Source organism: Kitasatospora sp. NPDC094028, from assembly GCF_049543595.1.
Taxonomy (GTDB): Bacteria; Actinomycetota; Actinomycetes; order Streptomycetales; family Streptomycetaceae; genus Kitasatospora.
The window spans coordinates 59,933-76,540 of sequence record NZ_JBMVFA010000031.1 but is presented as its reverse complement, the minus strand read 5'-3'; the positions used below and the strand labels follow the sequence as shown (position 1 = coordinate 76,540).

Below are 16,608 nucleotides of genomic sequence, written 5' to 3'. Positions count from 1 at the left end.
GCACCTAGGTTCGAGGTCGGTGGTGGTGGGCCCGACCGGTGCGGCCGGGCCGGTGCGGGCCCTCGTCAGGGGAGGGTGAAGTGCTGCGTGCCGGTGCCGTTGCAGGGGTACATCTGCAGCCGGTTGCCGTTGCCCAGGTCGCTGTTGGGGATGTCGAGGCAGTACTGCCACTTGGCGTTGCGCAGCGCGCCGTTGTCGTAGGACCACTGCTGCGGCGGGGTGCCGTTGCAGTCCCAGAGCTGGACCTTGTCGGTCCAGCCGCCGCCGCCCGCGTCGAGGCACTTGGTGACGCCGCTGATGCTGACCTTGAGCGCCTGCCCGTCGCGGTACCACCACTGCGGGTCGGTGGTGTTGCAGTCGTAGATCTGGATGGGGTTGCCGTTGCCCAGGCCGCCCTGCTGGTCGTCGACGCACTTGGCGTCGTTGGCGGCGCTCCTCATGCTGTCGCCGGGGGACTTGTAGAACGTGACTTCGCCCGAGTTGCTGCTGAAGCGGCCGTAGAAGCCCCAGTTGCTCCACCCGCCGTCGCTGTGCAGGGTGAAGTGTCCCGAGTCGAAGATGAAGAGGCGGAAGAGCTGGCCGTCCTTGTACCTGATGTGGCCGTCCCAGACGGTGTGCGCGAAGGAGGCGTCGAAGCGGGCGTCGTCGGCGACCAGCATGATGTTGTAGTGGCCGCCGGTGCGTGCCGCGGTGTCGTTGACGACCGCCTGCACGAAGGATCCCCGGTCCGGCTTCTCCAGCGCCTTCTGGATGATGTCGATGAGCTTCTCGAAGATGTCGATGAGGGACGAGATGATGTCGGTCACCGGGTTGCCGGCCCGTGGTTGGACGGCCTTCGGGGCCGGGCCCGCCTTGGAGTTCGGCTTCAGGTCCGAGCTCAGCGGCGCCGGCGGCTGGAGCGGGACCTCCTGGTCCCCGGAGGCCAGGCGGGGCGGCGGGAGGTGCAGCGGTGCGGCGGGGGCGGGAGCCCCCTGCGTCGTGATGCGGGCGCCGGTGGTGTGCTCGTCGAGGGCGGGCGCGGCGAACGCCGTGCCGGCCGCGAGGAGGAGGGCGCCGGCCGCCAGCAGGGCGGTGGAGCCGAGGCGGTGTGCTCGTGTCATGTCGTACCGGTTCTCCTTCCGGGGGGCCGGGCTGGTCCCGACCTCCCGGACACGCTCCGGCAGCCGGATACACACCGCGTAGACGGCGCGTGTACACGCCGGGTGAGCGGCCCCGGACGGAAGTCCGTACGTGCCTGCGGGCCCCGTCCGCACGGACGGGGCCCGCAGGCGCAGGCCGGCCAGGGCCGGCCCTGGCCGGTCAGGTCAGGTCAGGTCAGGTCAGGTCAGCTTCACCGACGCGTCGTCGACCAGGAAGGCGGTCTTCCCGGTCGTCGAGTGCGCGACCAGCTTGATGCCCACCGTCGAGCCGAACTCGGCCGCCACGTACGGCGTCAGGTCGAAGGACTGCAGCCGGTAGCCGTTCGTCGCGTCCCGGTTGCTCCACGTCTTCACGGTGGCCAGGTAGTTGCCGCTCCACTGGTCGTACAGCTCCAGTGCGAGCGTGTCCGCCGCCGGCCCGCCGGGCGGGGAGGCCCCCGGGGCGCTGCCGGTGACGTCCAGCCAGAAGGAGAAGTGCTCCGTGGTGTACCCGGGGGTGGTCTCCACCCACTGGGTGATCGAGTCGTCGGTCGCGGTGTTCTGGCCGAGCCAGGCGTACGTCGAGCCGCTGTGCGGCTGGTGCGCGGTGGACGGGGTGACGACGTTGTACCCGGACGGGTTCCAGACGCCGTGGTCGGCGGTGTGGTTCTCGAAGCCGGGGTCGTTGAGCTGCTCGATCGGCGTGCAGCCGACCTGCGGGCCGTGGAAGAAACCGGCCCGGAAGGTCTGGCTCTGGCTGTCGCCCCGGTCGTCGCGGCCGGTCACGGTGATCGTCCTCCAGCCGGTCGCGTGCGTGGTGCCGGTGATGCGGCCGGTCGCCGGGTCGATCCGCAGGCCGGCGGGCAGGCCCTTGGCGCCGTACGTGACCGGGCGCCCGGCCCGGTCGGAGGCGAGCACGGGGATGTCGACGGGCTTTCCGCTCTCGACGGTCTGCTCGCACGGCCGGGTGACGAGCAGCGGCGGGTTCCCGAAGACCGGGTCGTCACCGGTGCACAGGTGGTCGTAGTTGGACCAGGTGGTCTGCACCGGGAACGTGCCCGTGTCGAGCTTCAGGTCGAACATCCCGCCGTTGGAACCGACCGGGATCCAGGAGCACTTGTCGCCGTTCTCCTGGCCGGTGGCGTCCGTCCAGGCGCCGGAGGGGGTCTGGTCGGTGATGGTCTCGGCGTACTCGTGGCCGCCGATGATGCCGTAGCCGTCCAGGCGGCCGCGCGCGCCGGGGTGGATCCAGTTGGTGCCGCAGGCGGGCACGTCGGTCAGGTACGGCATCAGGGTGTAGGCGAGGGTGCCGGACGAGCTGCGCATGAAGGTGTGCCAGGCGCAGTAGCCGAGTTCCTTCCACTTGTCGGAGTCCAGGCCCTGGCCGGTGTTGACGATGTACTGCACGTCCCGGTTCCGGTTCGGGTCCGTGTTGCCGAAGTGCTGTGCCGCGGCGGCGACTTCGGCCGCGATCTCCGGCTCGGTGGCGGCCTTCGGCGCGGGCTTGGCATTGTCCACCCAGACGCCGGCGAGGGTCTGGCCGGCCGCCGGCATGGCGACGTGGTTGGCCTCGGGCGGGCAGGACGAGGAGCCGGGGGTGATGCCCTCGCAGTACTGGGTCATCACCTTCGACCAGGTGTCGGTGCTGCTGCCCAGGCCCTTGAAGAAGTCCTGCTGGTAGGGCGCGGCGCCGTCCGGGTCGCCGGACAGCGTGACGTCGCCGGTGGCCGGGTCGGTGCCCGGGGTGCCCCACTGGCTGCCCCAGTAGATCAGGTACACCTTGGGCTGGCCGGTGGTGACGCCGATGGAGTCCTGGCCGCCGCGGTAGGTCATCTGCAGGTCGTAGTTGTTGCGGGGCGATACGGCGGCGTCGCGGGCCCTGGCCGCCTGCCGCTGGGCGAAGGTGTCGGCGTTGGGCATCACGTGCGGCCGGACGGCACCGACCTGCACCCAGGTGCCGTCGATCTGCCGCCAGCCTTCGGCCGCGGGGTGCGGGTCCTTCGGGGCCGTCGACGAGGCGGGCGGCTGGGCGGTGGTGTCCGGCCGGTCCTGGGCGGAGGCGGTTCCGGTGCTGCCGGCGGTTCCGGCCGCGGCGAGGCCGAGCGCGAGGGCGCCGAGCAGGAGCTTCCGGAGGGTTCCGCCGGGGCGTGAGCGTGCTGTGGGCACGGGTCGGTCCTGACTCTCTGTCGGGAGACGGGGGAGGCAACGGCCGCTGCCGCAGGCGCCGTTGACGGGCATGCGGTGCGGCATGTGAAATGACACATGTCACCGGTCACATGGGTCAAGACCCCGGGGTCGAGGTTCGCGCCCGCACCGTCCGGCCGCGACTTTGAACGTTCAAACCCTCGTTCAAAAACCCGGTGACCCCTGCCGCCACGTCCCCGCCGCACCGGACCGCCAAGGAGTCCCCGTGCCCCCCATCCGTGCCCTGCCGTCAGCCCTCGCCGTCCTCGCGGCCCTGACCGTCCTCACCGCCCAGGTGTCCGTCGCCGGCCCGGCCCGGGCGGCGGACGGCGCCGTGGTGAGCGACGCCCCCGTGAACGGCGGTGCCTTCGTCCTCGGATCCGCGGCGGACGGCGGCTGCCTGGGGACGAGGTTCGCGCAGTCCGCCCCCGGCACGCCCGCCGTCCGGGCGGCCTGCCAGGGGCTGTTGAGCCAGCGCTGGCGCCTGCTGCGGGTCAACACCACCGAGCCGGCCGCCTACCTCCTGATCAACTCCGCGACCCGGCGCTGCCTGACCGTCCCCGGCTCCGGGCACCAGCGGGAGCGGGCGGCCGTCACCGAGGACTGCGGCGCCGCCCCCGCCGCCGCGCGGTTCACCGTCTCCCGGGCGGCCGGCGGCGGTTACCGCCTCGCCGTGCTCGACAACGGCCAGTGCCTCACCGCACCCGGCGGCGCGGACGACACGTCCGGCGGCGCGCCCGTGCGGGCCCGCCGCTGCGACTCCTCGCCGGGCCAGCGCTGGACGCTGACCCGCACCGAGCCGCTGGTCCTCGCCAACCCCGGCTTCGAGGACGGCCCCCAGGGCTGGACGTTCACCGAGCACACCGGCACGGCCACCAACAACCCGCACTCCGGCAGCCGCCTCGCCTACCTCGACGCCGGCCCCGGCTACCGGGTGAGCCAGCAGGTCACCGCCCTGAGCGCGGGCTCGTACGACCTGTCGGCCTGGATCGCGACCGGCGCGGCCGGAGGCACCCTCTCGGTCGGCGTCAACGGCACCGTGGTGCGGTCACTGACCCTGCCCGAGCAGGGCACCTACGCCAAGTACACCCTTCCCCGGGTCAAGGTCGCGGCGGGCGACCAGGTCACCCTGACCATCGGCTCCGCACCCTCGGGCTGGGTCAACGTGGACGACGCCGCGGTGGCCCCCTCCGCCCCGAACGACCCGCGGATCAGCTCCTCCAACGCCGAACTGGTCGGCCTCTTCGACTGGGCCAAGACCAAGGCCAACAGCTGGGTCCAGCAGGCCGGCACCACCGGCGTGCTGAACATGGACGAGAACAACCGCGGCGGCACCCACACCGGCACCTACGACACCACCTACTGGGCCGGCTACCCGTTCCGCTCCGACTTCTACATCCGCGACTTCGCCCACCAGCTGGTCGGCGCCCACCTGCTCGGCCTCGACGCCCAGAACAAGACCATGCTGCGCGGCTTCGCCGGCTCCGCCACCGAGGCCAACGGCCGATTCCCGGTCTGGGCCCTCAACTTCGACGCGACGACCTACGGCAGCATCGACTACCACAGCCCGACCAGCTTCGTCCGGGAACTGCCCGCCCCCTTCGAACTGGTGGAGAAGGCCGGCGAGGCCTACCGCTGGACCGGCGACCGCGACTACGCCGACGACCCCGTGCTGACCGACTACGTCCGCGGCACCCTGAGCACCCTCATCGACCGCCACCCCGGGCCGATCGACGACCACGGCATCCCGATCCCGCAGGCGACCAGCGACAACATCTTCGCCGGCACCGCCAGTTACGCCGAGAACGCCGCCAGCACCTACGCCGAGGCCGGCGACGCCCTCGCCGCCCAGTACCAGGCCTACCTGGCCGCCGCGACCCTGGCCGACGCCCGCGGCGACACCACCGGCGCCGACGGCTACCGGCAGGCCGCCACCACCCTGAAGCACTACGTCAACACCACCTGGAGCGTCGACCCCGCGCACCCCGACGACCCCGCGCACCCCGACGACCCGGCGCACCCCGGCGACCTCGTCCACGGCTACGACACCCAGGGCCGCCCGGTCGGCGGCTGGGGCTACGAGACCAGCGTGCTGATGCCCGCGAAGCGGCTCCTCGACCCGGGCCCGCGCCTCGACTCCTACCTGGCGTTCATCGACGCCCAGGACTCGGGCCCGCAGGCCTCCGCCAACGCCGAGGGCCTCAGCTACCTGCCCGACGCCTTCTTCGCCGGCCACGACGGTGACACCGCCTGGAAGTGGATGCGGCACATCCACCAGGGCGTCGACCAGCCCCACGCCAGCGGCCGGATGCTCAACGGCGACTACCCCGAACTCCCCTTCACCCTGCTCGCCCAGACCGTCCAGGGCCTGCTCGGCGTCGAACCCGACGCCGCCACCGGCTCCCTGACCACCACCTCCCAACTCCCCTCCGACATCGGCTGGGTCCAGCTCACGGACATCCCGATCGGCACCGGCACCGTGACCCTGCGCCACGACGGCCGGACCAGCAGCACCCTCACCAACACCGGTACCGCGCCCCGCACCTGGCAGGCCCGCTTCCCCGGCAGCCACCCGACCGTCACCGTCGACGGCACCGCCCGGAGCGCCCGCACCACGACGGTCGACGGCCTCACCTACACCTACGCCACCGTCACCGTCGCCCCGGGCCGGACCACCACCGTCGCCGTCGCCGGCTGACGCCCGCCCGGCGCGGGCGCCGCGGACCTTCCCCGGCGCCCCCCGCCGGGCCGACGACCGCCCACGGCATTCCTCGAAGGCATTCGCGTCCATTCCTTCGACAGTGCGAGTGGCGCGTGACACTCTGGAACCGGCGGTGCTCCGGTACGGTGAGCCGGTTGCGCGCCCGTGCGCCGCCGGCACGAGCCGGTGCCGGGACGGCCGCGCGACGTTCAACGGGAGAGGGGCCGTCGATGGTGTCCGACGAGGCCGTGATCGGCTGCCCGGGGGTGCTGCTGATCGGCACCCGGGGAACCGCCGGCCCCGGTGAGGTCCTGGTGCGGGTCAGGGGCGGTTCGGAGGCCTTCCTCGCCTGGTCGGACGAGCCCCTGCCGCAGGGGACCTCCGTCCTGGTGGTCGAATCGCGTGGTGCGCGCCAGGTCGACGTCATCGAATGGGCCGACCCGACCGACGACCCGTTGGCCGACCGGCCGGACGGCGTGCGCTGAGGAGACGACCAGGATGTTCGGTTATCGGGTTCCCGCCCCCGACCAGGCGATGCTGATCTCGGGTGGGAAGCGGGGGCTGTCCGGAGCGCCGTTCCGGGTGGTGACCGGGCACGGCACGTTCGTGCTTCCGGTCTTCCGCAAGGTCCGCTTCCTGACCCTGGCGATGTGCGAGGCGGAGGTCGCCGAGACCTGCGTGACCAGGCAGGGGATCGCGCTGACGGTACGGGCGGTGATCGCCTTCAAGGTCGGCAACGACACCGAGAGCATCGTCAACGCGGGCCAGCGCTTTCTGTCCGACCAGGAGCAGATGTCCGTGCTGACCGGCCGGATCTTCGCCGGGCACCTGCGCGCCATCATCGGCTCGATGACGGTCGAGGAGATCGTCACCGAACGGCAGAAGCTCGCCACCGAGGTGCTGGACACCTCGAAGGCCGAGATGGCGAAGATCGGACTGAGCGTGGACTCGCTGCAGATCCAGTCGATCGACGACGGGGACACCGGCTACATCGCCGCGATGTCGGCCCCGCACCGGGCCGCCATCCAGCGCCAGGCCCAGATCGCCCAGGCGCAGGCCGCCCAGGCCGCGGCGGAGGCCGAGCAGGAGTCCGCCCGGCAACAGGCCGAGTACGCCCGGCAGACGGCGGTGGTGAAGGCGCAGTACAACGCCGAGGTGGACCAGGCCCAGGCGCAGGCCGCCCAGGCCGGCCCCCTGGCACAGGCACACGCGCAGCAGGAGGTGCTGGCGGCGCAGACCGAACTGGCCCAGCGCGCGGCCGAACTGCGCCAGCAGCAGCTGGTGGCCGAGATCGTGAAGCCGGCCGAGGCGGAGGCCGAGCGGATCCGGGTCGTCGCGCTGGCCGAGGCGGAGCGGATGAAGATCCAGGCCGAGGCGGCGGCCTCGCACGACCGGGTCGCGCTGGACCGGATGCTGATCGACCAGCTGCCGCAGATCGTCAAGGAGGCGGCGGGCGGCCTCGCGGGCGCCAACGTCAACGTGCTCAACGGCACCGACGGCCTGGGCGAGATCGCCGCGGGCCTGGTCAGCCAGGGCCTGACGATCCTGGACTCGGTCCGCCAGGGCCTGGGCACCCAGCAGGGCCGGGCCGACCGGAACGCGGACCGGCCCGGGGACCGGCCCGGGCTGGACTCGTCCGCCTGATCGGCGAACTCTCCCTCGGCAGCGCGATTTTCCGCACCCTGTGGGCCGGCCACCACGTGCACGAGAAGACCTTCGGGCTCAAGCGTTTCGGCCACCCCGCGGTCGGAGAGCTGACGCTGGAGTACGAGACCTTCCAGGCCCCCGGCGCCCCGCACCACCTGCTGGTGGTCTACACGGCCCCGCCCGGAAGCCCCGCCGAGGAGGCGCTGGACGTCCTCCGTTCCACCGCTCCGAGTGCGGCGGACCGGCCGCAGCCGCGACCCTGGTGGCGGCAGGCGGCGGGACCCTGCTCATCGCCCGCAGGTGCCGCCGTGAGCGCTGACCGCACCGCCCGCTCGAAAGCCCGCTCGACCACCTGAGCGCCCGCCCGGCAGGCCCGCCGGACCACCGGGCCAGGACCTGAACGGCGGTTCCCGCCATCCACGCCGGATGGCCGGAACCGCCGTTCGTCCGTTCACGTCGCCGGGCGGCCGCACCCGGTGCCGCAGTGGGGTTCCGCCGTGGTACCGCGGTACTACGGGCGTCCCGATGATCGGACCGTGGTGCCGCGGTCCGGGCCGCCGCCGCCCCTAGCGTGGAACCCGAGGGCGGCCGGGTCGGCCCGGCCCCGGAGCGTAGGGGTGAGCGATGATCGAGGCGCAACAGCTGACGAAGCGGTACGGGGAGAAGACCGCCGTGGACCGACTGGACTTCACGGTCCGGCCCGGCGCGGTGACCGGCTTCCTGGGCCCCAACGGGGCCGGCAAGTCGACCACTATGCGGATGATCGTCGGGCTGGACGCGCCCACCAGCGGGTCGGTGCGCGTCAACGGCCGCCGCTACGCGGAGCACGCGGCGCCCCTCCAGGAGGTCGGCGCGCTGCTGGAGGCCAAGTCGATCCACCCCGGCCGGTCGGCGTTCAACCACCTGATGGCCCAGGCCCACACCCACGGCATCCCCCGCAGCCGGGTCGACGAGGCCATCGAGCTGACCGGGCTGCAGTCGGTGGCCCGCAAGCGCGCCGGGGCGTTCTCCCTGGGCATGGGCCAGCGGCTCGGCATCGCCTCGGCCCTGCTCGGCGACCCGGCCACGGTGATGCTGGACGAGCCGGTGAACGGGCTCGACCCGGAGGGTGTCCTGTGGATCCGCAACCTCCTCACCGGGCTCGCCGCCGAGGGCCGCACCGTCTTCGTCTCCTCGCACCTGATGAGCGAGGTCGCCCTCGTCGCCGACCACCTGATCATCGTCGGCCGGGGCCGGCTGCTGGCCGACACCACCGTGCAGGACCTGGTCCGCCAGGCCGGCGGCGACGCCGTCAAGGTGGCCAGCGCCGACCCGGCCCGGCTGCGCACGGCGCTGGCCGGAGCCGGGGTGGAGATCACCGGCCGGGCCGGCTCGGAGGAGCTCCTGGTCACCGGCCGCACGGCCCGCGAGATCGGCATCACCGCCGCCGAGCACGGCATCGCCGTGTACGAGCTCACCCCGCGGACGGTCTCCCTGGAGGAGGCGTTCATGGACCTGACCAGGGACGCCGTGGAGTACCACGGCTCGACCATCGGCACCGAGACCCCGAGGAGCGCGGCATGAGCGAGCGAAGCGAGCGAATCATCGAAAGGTGCGCATTGTGCGAAGCGCCTGCCGAGCGTAGCGAGGTGGCCGCATGAGTACCCTCGCACCGAGCCCCACGTCCACGCCCGCCGACCCGCGGCCCGCGCGCCCCGCCTACAAGGTGACGGCGGTGCGCGTGCTGCGCTCGGAGTGGTCGAAGCTGTGGACCCTGCGCTCCACCTGGATCACCCTCGGCCTGGCCCTGCTGTTCCTGGTCGCGTTCGGCCTGATCGCCGCGTTCCAGTTCAAGTCGAGGATCACCTCGGGCCGCCCGATGGACCGGGACTTCGCCGACTCCACCGCCCTGAGCCTGTCGCTGTTCGGCACCAACTTCGCCCAGCTGGCGCTCGGCGTCCTCGGCGTGCTGGTCGCCGCCGGCGAGTACTCGACCGGCATGATCCGCTCCACCCTGGCCGCCGTGCCGCGCCGCCTGCCCGTGCTGTGGTCCAAGGGCGCGGTGTTCGGCGTGATCGCGCTGGTCCTCGGCACCGCCGGTGTGTTCGCCACCTTCCTGGCCGACAGCGGCATCCTCTCCGGCACCCGCGCCGCCATGACGCTGTCCGATACCGGGGCCGTCCGCGGCCTGCTGGGCGCCGGGCTCTACCTCGGGCTCGTCGGCGTGATCGGCGTGGCCCTCGGCGCGCTGCTGCGCTCGGTGGCCGGCGGCATCGCCGTCCTGGTGGCCTCGCTGATGCTGATCCCCGGCCTGACCTCGCTGCTCCCCAGCTCCTGGCAGAGCCACATCAGCCCGTACCTGCCCAGCCACGCCGGCGAGGCGATGTTCGCCCTCCACCACGACACGGCCACCCTGTCGCCGACGACCGGGCTGGTCGTCTTCCTCGGCTGGACGGTGCTCGCCCTCGGCGGTGCCGCGGTGCGGCTGGTGCGCACCGACGCCTGAGACACTTCCAGTGCGGCGCCGGTACCGACCGGCGCCGCACCACGACCCCGGCCACCAGGGAGGTGCCACCCGTGCGCGACCGCGATGCCACCGATGCGACCGTCCCGGGCCCGGCCGTCCCGCCCGGCCCGGGCTTCGGCACGTACGCCGCCGCCGACGCCGGCTCGGACCAGTGGGCGGGCCATCCGCTGCTCGCGCGCCTGGTCCGGACCGGCCAGCGCGTGCGGCAGGCCGACCACGACCACCCCTGGGTCCTGGACGTCTCCGTCGTCGCGCTCGGCGTCCTGCTGTTCTGCGTCCCCGACCTCGTCCCGGGGCGCGCCGAAGGCCCGCACGAACACCGGATCGCCTTCACCCACCTGCCGCTCGCGGCGACGCTGGCCCTGCAGGCGGGCCTGATGCTGCCCCTGCTGTGGCGCCGCAGGCGGCCGACCGCCGCGTTCGCGGTGATCATGGCCGTGTTCGTGCTCCAGTGGTCGCTCGGCGTCGCCCTGCGCGCCGACGTCGCCCTGCTGGTGGCCCTGTACAGCCTCGCCCTGCACGGCCGGCTGCGGCACCTGGCCTGGTCCTGCGCGGTCACGGCCGGCGCCATGGCCCTGGTCGCCGTCCGGGTCTCCAGCGGGATGGCCCTCGGGGACGCGCTGTTCTTCCTGGTCAGCGCCCAGACGGCGGCCGCCGCCCTGGGCATCGCCGTGCGCGTCCGCCGCGCCCAGCTCGCCGGGCTGCGCGAACGGGCGGCCCGCCTGGAAGTCGAGCGGGACCAGCGCAGCCGGCTGGCCACCGCCACCGAGCGGGCCCGCGTCGCGCGGGAGATGCACGACATCATCGGCCACAACCTGTCCGTCATCGTCACCCTGGCGGACGGCGGCGCCTACGCCGCCCAGGCCTCCCCGGAGCGGGGCCGCGAGGCGCTCCAGCTGATCGGCGAGACCAGCCGGCAGGCACTGGGCGAGCTGCGCCGGATGCTCGGCGTGCTGCGCGACCGGACCGACCAGGCCGCCGAGTTCAACCCCCAGCCGGGCGTCGCCGACCTCGACGGGCTGTGCGCCCGCATCCGCGCCGCCGGCCCGCAGGTGGCGTACACCGTCGGTGGTGACCTGGAGCAACTGGACCGCGGCGTCCAGCTGATGGCCTACCGCATCGTGCAGGAGGCCCTCACCAACGCCCTCAAGCACGCTGGCCCCGACACCCGGGCCCACGTCAGCCTGACCGCCGACACCGCCCGACTGCGGGTACGCGTCCGGGACAGCGGCCCGCCCGGCGGCGGCCCCCGGCCGGACCTGCCCACCGGCGAAGGGCACGGCCTGGCCGGCATGCGCGAACGCGCGGCCCTGTACGGCGGCACCGTCACCGCGGGCCCGGCCCCCGGTGCGGGCTGGACCGTGGAGGCCGTACTCCACCTCACCCCCGAGACCCTGCGCGACCTCACCCCCGACCCGACAGGCGGCTTGACGTGACCACCGTCCTCATCGTGGACGACCAGCCACTGCAGCGCTACGGCTTCCGGATGCTGCTGGAGAGCCAGCCCGACACCGAGGTCGTCGGGGAGGCGGCCCACGGCTCCGAGGCCGTCCGCCTGACCGCCGACCTGCGACCCGACGTCGTCCTCATGGACATCCGCATGCCCGGCATGGACGGCATCGAGGCCACCCGGCAGATCGTCGCCTCCGGCGGACGCTCGCGCATCCTGGTGCTCACCACCTTCGACCTCGACGAGTACACCCACGCCGCGCTGCGGGCCGGCGCCAGCGGCTTCCTGCTCAAGGACGCCCGCCCGGAGGAACTGCTCGCCGGGATCCACGCGGTCGCCGGCGGCGACGCCGTCGTCGCCCCCGCCGTCACCCGCCGCCTCCTCGACGCCTACGCCCACCACCTGCCCGCCCGCCCACCCGGCGCGGCGGCCACCGACGACCCCCGCCTGAACGCCCTGACCGACCGCGAGCGGCAGATCCTGGTCGCCATCGCCCAGGGGTGGACCAACAGCGAGATCGCCGAGCGCCTGGTCCTGGCGGAGTCGACCGTCAAGACCCACGTCGGCCGCGTCATGGCCAAGGTCGGCGCCCGCGACCGCGTCCAAGCCGTGATCTTCGCCTACGACCACGGCCTCACCCGCCCCAACCCGCCTTCCTGACCTCGGGACGACGGAATGGTCGGGAGTCGGCAGGGCCGGCCGTGGCCCCCGACGATCAGTCGCCGCCGCCGCGCGTCGAACCGCGTGTGATGCAGATCACTCCGGGGCGTCCAGGATTCTTTGCCGACACCGGCCCCTCCCGGGCCGGTAGGTGAAGACGCTTTGACTGCACGGAGTGAGGAGAGACCCTGATGACGTTCGCTGGGATCGCGCTGCCCGACGCCGAGGGAACCGCGCGGCGGCCGGGGGGCCTCGGCGAGACGACCGGCGGCTGGTGGCTGCCGGGGCGGGCGCTGCGCTGCCGCAGCCGGTTCGGCAGCGCAGGGCGGCGGCTCCGGGGGAGGATGAGCATCACGGTCGGCTCCAGGGAAGTCGACCTGGGTGATCCCCTCGTCTTCGGGACGTTCCTGGTGAAGGGCCTCCTTCGGCGGTCCGCGGAGCTGGGAAGCCGGGTGCCGGGGGACGAAGTGGTCGGGTTCGTCCTGCTGCGCATCGCGGAGGTGCTCGGCGCCGCCGCCGATCCGGCCTTCGGGCCCGGGCGCGTGGCGCTCCTGGCGGCGCTCGCGGCCCGGAACGCGGCCATCCTGGGGGATGCGGAGGGCGTGGACGGGTTCAGCCGGGTCTGGCTGGGCCTGTCCCGGCCGGAGCGGTGGCGCGAGGCCGTGGAGATGGCCCTGCTCGGGGACTGGGTCCAGGCACTCGGTTCCGGCCGGGCCACGGACGACCACATCACCGGCCTGCTGAAGCGTCACGCCGACGTCGAGCACCGGCGCCTGCAGCCGCTGTGGGAACGCAAGGTCCGAGGGCGGCGGACGGCCTTGCTCAGCGAGCCGGTCGGCGTCGACCGAGTCGTCGCGGACCTGCTGGTCGACCACCGCTCCCCGGAGGCCGAGGCCCTGTGGTCGGAGCTCGCGGACAGCCGACTCCTCGGGGTCCTGCGCGGCCTGGAGCCGGCGGAGGCCGAGGTCGCGGCGGCGTGGGCCGCGGACCCGGGGGCGAACTGGACCCGGGCCGCCGCCGCGGCCGACCACCCGTCCCCGGCGGCCTTCGGGGAGCGGGTGCGGCGCAAGCTCAAGCGCCTCGGCGGCCGGTCCACCGAGCGCGCCCTGGCCGCGGCGGCGGTGGCCCGGTGAGCCGCCGAACGGCTCCCGTGGAGCCGGAGCGCGGGCTGCTGGTCCGGGTGCCCGCCGCCACGACGTGCACCGCCGTGCTCGGCACGGGCACGGTCGGCGGCGCGCTGCTGCACGGCACGGTGCCGCCGGACTCCCGGCTGGTGTGGCCGCTCGTCGTGCTCGCCCTCGGGGCGATGGGCTACGACCTCGGTGTCCGGGCGCTCCGGCGCTGAACGGCCGACAACGGCTGCGTCATCGCCACGTCCGGCTCCACCAAGGCGCTGCTCCGGGCCGGCGTCGCTGCCGCCGGGTGACGGCCGGGGCGGGGCTCGGGCGTCCGGTCAGCTCATGGACCGCAGAAGGCAGGTGAGGCGGGCGGTGCAAACCCGCCGGCCGGTGGCGTCGGTGATGACGATCTCGTAGGTCGCCGTGGTGCGGCCGAGGTGGACGGCGGTGGCGACCCCGGTCACCAGGCCGGTGCGGACGCTGCGGTGGTGGGTGCAGTTCAGGTCGACTCCGACCGGGTACTTGGTCGGGCCGCCGTGCAGCGCCGCCGCCGTCGAGCCGAGGCTCTCGGCGAGGACGGCGGAGGCGCCGCCGTGCAGGAGGCCGTACGGCTGGGTGTTGCCCTCGACGGGCATCGTGCCGACGACCCGGTCGCCGGAGGCCTCCAGGACGCGGATGCCCATGCGGTCGCAGAGCGGGCCGGCGGAGAAGAGGGTCGACAGGTCGATCCCCGCGGCGTCCCAGGCGTTCAGGACGTCCTGCGGGAAGGTGGTGGTGCTCGTGTCGGACATGTGCTTCGGGCTCCGGGCTTCTGCGCTGAGGGTGGGACCGTCGGGTGCTGCGGAGGGTCGTCGGGGCGCGGTGATCTGCCGCGGACCCCGTCCCCGCCGAATTGCTACGGTCCTGTAGCTTCAGGACCGTAGCTTCAGCCGTGTAGCTTTGCAAGGTACGATCCGGCACATGGCCAGAGCGCAGAGCACCCCCAAGCGGCCCTACGCTCCGCGGCTGCCGCCCGGGGAGCGCCGTGAGCAACTGCTCGACACCGCACTGGAGATCATCAACGCAGACGGTGTGGCCGCGGTGTCGGTCGACGCCGTCGCCCGGCTCGCCGGTGTCACCCGCCCGGTGGTCTACGGCCAGTTCACCGACTCCGACCACATCCTCCGCGACCTGCTCGAACGCGAGGGCCGACGCGCCCTCGCCCAGCTCGCCGAGGTCGTCCCCGCCGACCTGACCGGCGCCGACCCCGCCGACACCTTCACCGCCGTCGCCCGCGGCTTCTTCGACGCCGTCCTCGCCCACCCCGCCCGCTGGCGCGCCATCCTGCTGCCCGTCGACACCTCGCCGGCACCGGTGCGCAAGTACAAGGAAGCCACCGAGGCCGACCTCCGCACCCGCATCGCCGAGACCGCCCGCCGGTTCCTCCGGGACCGGCCCGGCACCGAGACCGTCGACGTCGACCTCCTCGCCCACGTTCTGCTCACCACCCTCGAAGACGGCGGCCGACTCCTCCTGCGCGACCCCGTCGCCTACCCCCCGCAGCGGCTCACCGACCTCGCCCGCTTCCTCATCGAGACCTTCCTCCACCGCTACCCGCAAGCCGCACCGGAACGAGGGGCCGCGCGGTGAAGGACCGCGGCTCGCACCGCGCGGATCTCAGCGGAGCAGCAGGGCCGGGTTGGGCAGCCGCGCCCAGTGCTCGCCCGCCGGAGCGAGCCGCATCGAGGTGAGTGCCTTGACCGGCAGCGGGTCCGCCACGAGGGCGTGCAGGTCGGGGCCTGCCGGAAGGCCCCGGGCGACGCCCGCCAGGATCGCGCCGAGGGCCTGCGCGTCGCCGGCCAGCGGGCCCAGCGCTCCGGTGAGCAGGCAGCCGAGGACCTTGCGGCGCAGGCGGGCGGGATCGTCGTCCAGGAGCCGGCCGGTCATCGCCGGTCGGAGGCCGTGGCGCGCCAGGCGGGCAGGGCTGAGCCGGATGTCGGCGAGGTCGCGGTAGACCAGGCGTCGGGCCCGGCCCCGCCGGTCGAGGACGGCGAGCAGGTTCTGCCCGTGTGCTTCCAGGGCCACGCCCAGGTCGAGCAGATCCAGGCAGACCCCGACGGCCAGCAGCGCGAACTCGGCGATCCGGTCCCGGCGTTCGTCGGCCGCCAGCGGCGCGAAGCAGGCGGGCAGCTGCGCCACCGGCACGACCTGTTCTCCCGGCCCCGCGTACACGTACGGCGACTCCCGCAGCATCGCGGCCAGCTCCGGCGTGCCGTCCCCCGCCGCGGCCAGGGTCCGGGCGACGTGCAGTCGGCCGCCGAGGTGTTCCGCGGCCCGTTCGACGATCTCGGAGGTGGCCAGCGCGTGTTCCACCGAGTAGGCCGAGATGTCGCGCACCGCGGAGGTGAGCCGGACGTTCAGCGCGGTCTTGACGTGGAGGTCCCCGCCGAGGTTCGCGCCGAGGTCGAGCGTGCGCAGGGACAGCAGCGGATGCGCCCGCGGGCCGGGCCGCAGGAGCCGTCCGGTCAGGGCGTGCTCGGCCTGCCAGGGGTGCACCGGGACCAGGGTGGACCGGCCCTCGCGCAGGTCCTCCGGCCACCGGCCGCGCACCGTGGCGTCGGCCACGGCCGCGAGCCGCAGGCCCACCACCGGCCGGTGCTCCGGCGCGTACGCCAGCTGCTCGGCGGCCGAGAAGCCCGGACGGGACCGGCAGGTGGGGTGGTAGGGGTGCCCGTCCGGTGACCGCTGCTCCCACTCCCACGGCGCCCCGGGCGGGCCGGCGGCGCGGGGAGCGGCACGGGAGAGCGCCATCGACGCGACGCTGTGGTCGAGCTCCTCGGCGAAGCGCCGGCCGCCGGGCACGGCCAGCGCCTCCAGCAGCCGGGCCGGGTGCTCGAACGGGCGGCCGTCCAGTTCCAGCCGGGCGACCGCCGTCCCGGTGGCCCACGGGTCCGACCGCGGGCCGTGCAGCACCCGCCCGTCCGCCAGCAGCAGGCCGACCCCCTCCGCCGTGGCGACGCGTCCGTCGATCCACGGCAGGGGCTCGTGGACGAGCCCCCGCCACAGCCGGGCCAGCACCGCGGCCCGCGCCCCGGGAAGCGCGCCGAGGTAGGCGTCGACCAGATCCGGACGGATCCCGCCCAGCTCGGTCGCCAGCCTCCGTTCAGCGGCACCGTCGGTCATGCGCTCTCCCCTCACCGGCGGGACGGCCGTTCCGACCATCATGAGGGCCGGTGGATGATATG

15 protein-coding genes are annotated in these 16,608 nt (G+C 73.9%); 11 read left to right on the top strand and 4 right to left on the bottom strand.

Annotated elements, in window-relative coordinates; translation table 11 throughout:
* Positions 1-65: 65 nt before the first annotated feature.
* Together ACPC54_RS32865 and ACPC54_RS32860 are read right to left on the bottom strand one after the other, a co-directional pair.
* Positions 66-1,100: a ricin-type beta-trefoil lectin domain protein gene (locus tag ACPC54_RS32865; RefSeq protein WP_498970089.1), complete on the bottom strand. Its 1,035-nt coding sequence runs from the start codon at positions 1,098-1,100 to the stop codon at positions 66-68.
* A gap of 219 nt (positions 1,101-1,319) precedes the next feature.
* Complete coding sequence (locus ACPC54_RS32860; protein WP_498970088.1) at positions 1,320-3,284, bottom strand: Ig domain-containing protein; 1,965 nt, start codon at positions 3,282-3,284, stop codon at positions 1,320-1,322.
* A 244-nt stretch (positions 3,285-3,528) separates the two neighbouring features.
* On the opposite strand from ACPC54_RS32860, the gene ACPC54_RS32855 reads away from it, so the two are divergent.
* The 10 genes from ACPC54_RS32855 (at position 3,529) to ACPC54_RS32810 (ending at position 13,611) form a co-directional block, all read left to right on the top strand.
* Positions 3,529-6,000 carry an RICIN domain-containing protein gene (locus ACPC54_RS32855; protein ID WP_498970087.1) on the top strand — a complete coding sequence of 824 codons (2,472 nt, stop codon included), beginning with the start codon at positions 3,529-3,531 and terminating at the stop codon, positions 5,998-6,000.
* A gap of 233 nt (positions 6,001-6,233) precedes the next feature.
* Positions 6,234-6,488 carry an NfeD C-terminal domain-containing protein gene (locus ACPC54_RS32850; RefSeq protein WP_498970086.1) on the top strand — a complete coding sequence of 85 codons (255 nt, stop codon included), beginning with the start codon at positions 6,234-6,236 and terminating at the stop codon, positions 6,486-6,488.
* Between the two features lie 13 nt (positions 6,489-6,501).
* Positions 6,502-7,647: an SPFH domain-containing protein gene (locus ACPC54_RS32845; protein ID WP_498970085.1), complete on the top strand. Its 1,146-nt coding sequence runs from the start codon at positions 6,502-6,504 to the stop codon at positions 7,645-7,647.
* Positions 7,644-8,006 (top strand): MmyB family transcriptional regulator, encoded by a 363-nt coding sequence (locus ACPC54_RS32840; protein ID WP_498970124.1) that lies wholly within the window; start codon positions 7,644-7,646, stop codon positions 8,004-8,006. Before ACPC54_RS32845 ends, ACPC54_RS32840 begins: the two co-directional genes overlap by 4 nt.
* Positions 8,007-8,274: 268 nt before the next feature.
* Positions 8,275-9,213 carry an ABC transporter ATP-binding protein gene (locus ACPC54_RS32835; RefSeq protein ID WP_498970084.1) on the top strand — a complete coding sequence of 313 codons (939 nt, stop codon included), beginning with the start codon at positions 8,275-8,277 and terminating at the stop codon, positions 9,211-9,213.
* A gap of 73 nt (positions 9,214-9,286) precedes the next feature.
* On the top strand, positions 9,287-10,135 hold the full coding sequence (locus ACPC54_RS32830; protein ID WP_498970083.1) for an ABC transporter permease: 849 nt from the start codon (positions 9,287-9,289) through the stop codon (positions 10,133-10,135).
* A gap of 71 nt (positions 10,136-10,206) precedes the next feature.
* A complete protein-coding gene (locus ACPC54_RS32825; protein WP_498970082.1) occupies positions 10,207-11,592 on the top strand; it encodes a sensor histidine kinase in 1,386 nt (461 codons plus the stop codon).
* On the top strand, positions 11,589-12,266 hold the full coding sequence (locus tag ACPC54_RS32820; RefSeq protein ID WP_498970081.1) for a response regulator: 678 nt from the start codon (positions 11,589-11,591) through the stop codon (positions 12,264-12,266). Before ACPC54_RS32825 ends, ACPC54_RS32820 begins: the two co-directional genes overlap by 4 nt.
* Positions 12,267-12,457: 191 nt before the next feature.
* Positions 12,458-13,399 (top strand): hypothetical protein, encoded by a 942-nt coding sequence (locus tag ACPC54_RS32815; protein WP_498970080.1) that lies wholly within the window; start codon positions 12,458-12,460, stop codon positions 13,397-13,399.
* Entirely contained in the window at positions 13,396-13,611 is a 216-nt protein-coding gene (locus tag ACPC54_RS32810; RefSeq protein WP_498970079.1) for a hypothetical protein, read from the top strand. Before ACPC54_RS32815 ends, ACPC54_RS32810 begins: the two co-directional genes overlap by 4 nt.
* Before the next feature lie 108 nt (positions 13,612-13,719).
* On the opposite strand, the gene ACPC54_RS32805 is transcribed toward ACPC54_RS32810, so the two are convergent.
* Entirely contained in the window at positions 13,720-14,175 is a 456-nt protein-coding gene (locus ACPC54_RS32805; RefSeq protein ID WP_498970078.1) for a PaaI family thioesterase, read from the bottom strand.
* Positions 14,176-14,344: 169 nt separating this feature from the next.
* Between ACPC54_RS32805 and ACPC54_RS32800 the strand changes: the two genes are divergently transcribed.
* Complete coding sequence (locus tag ACPC54_RS32800) at positions 14,345-15,013, top strand: TetR/AcrR family transcriptional regulator (protein WP_498970077.1); 669 nt, start codon at positions 14,345-14,347, stop codon at positions 15,011-15,013.
* Between the two features lie 27 nt (positions 15,014-15,040).
* On the opposite strand, the gene ACPC54_RS32795 is transcribed toward ACPC54_RS32800, so the two are convergent.
* Positions 15,041-16,546, bottom strand: coding sequence for an IucA/IucC family protein (locus tag ACPC54_RS32795; protein WP_498970076.1), 1,506 nt, complete (start codon positions 16,544-16,546; stop codon positions 15,041-15,043).
* Between the last annotated feature and the right edge of the window lie 62 nt (positions 16,547-16,608).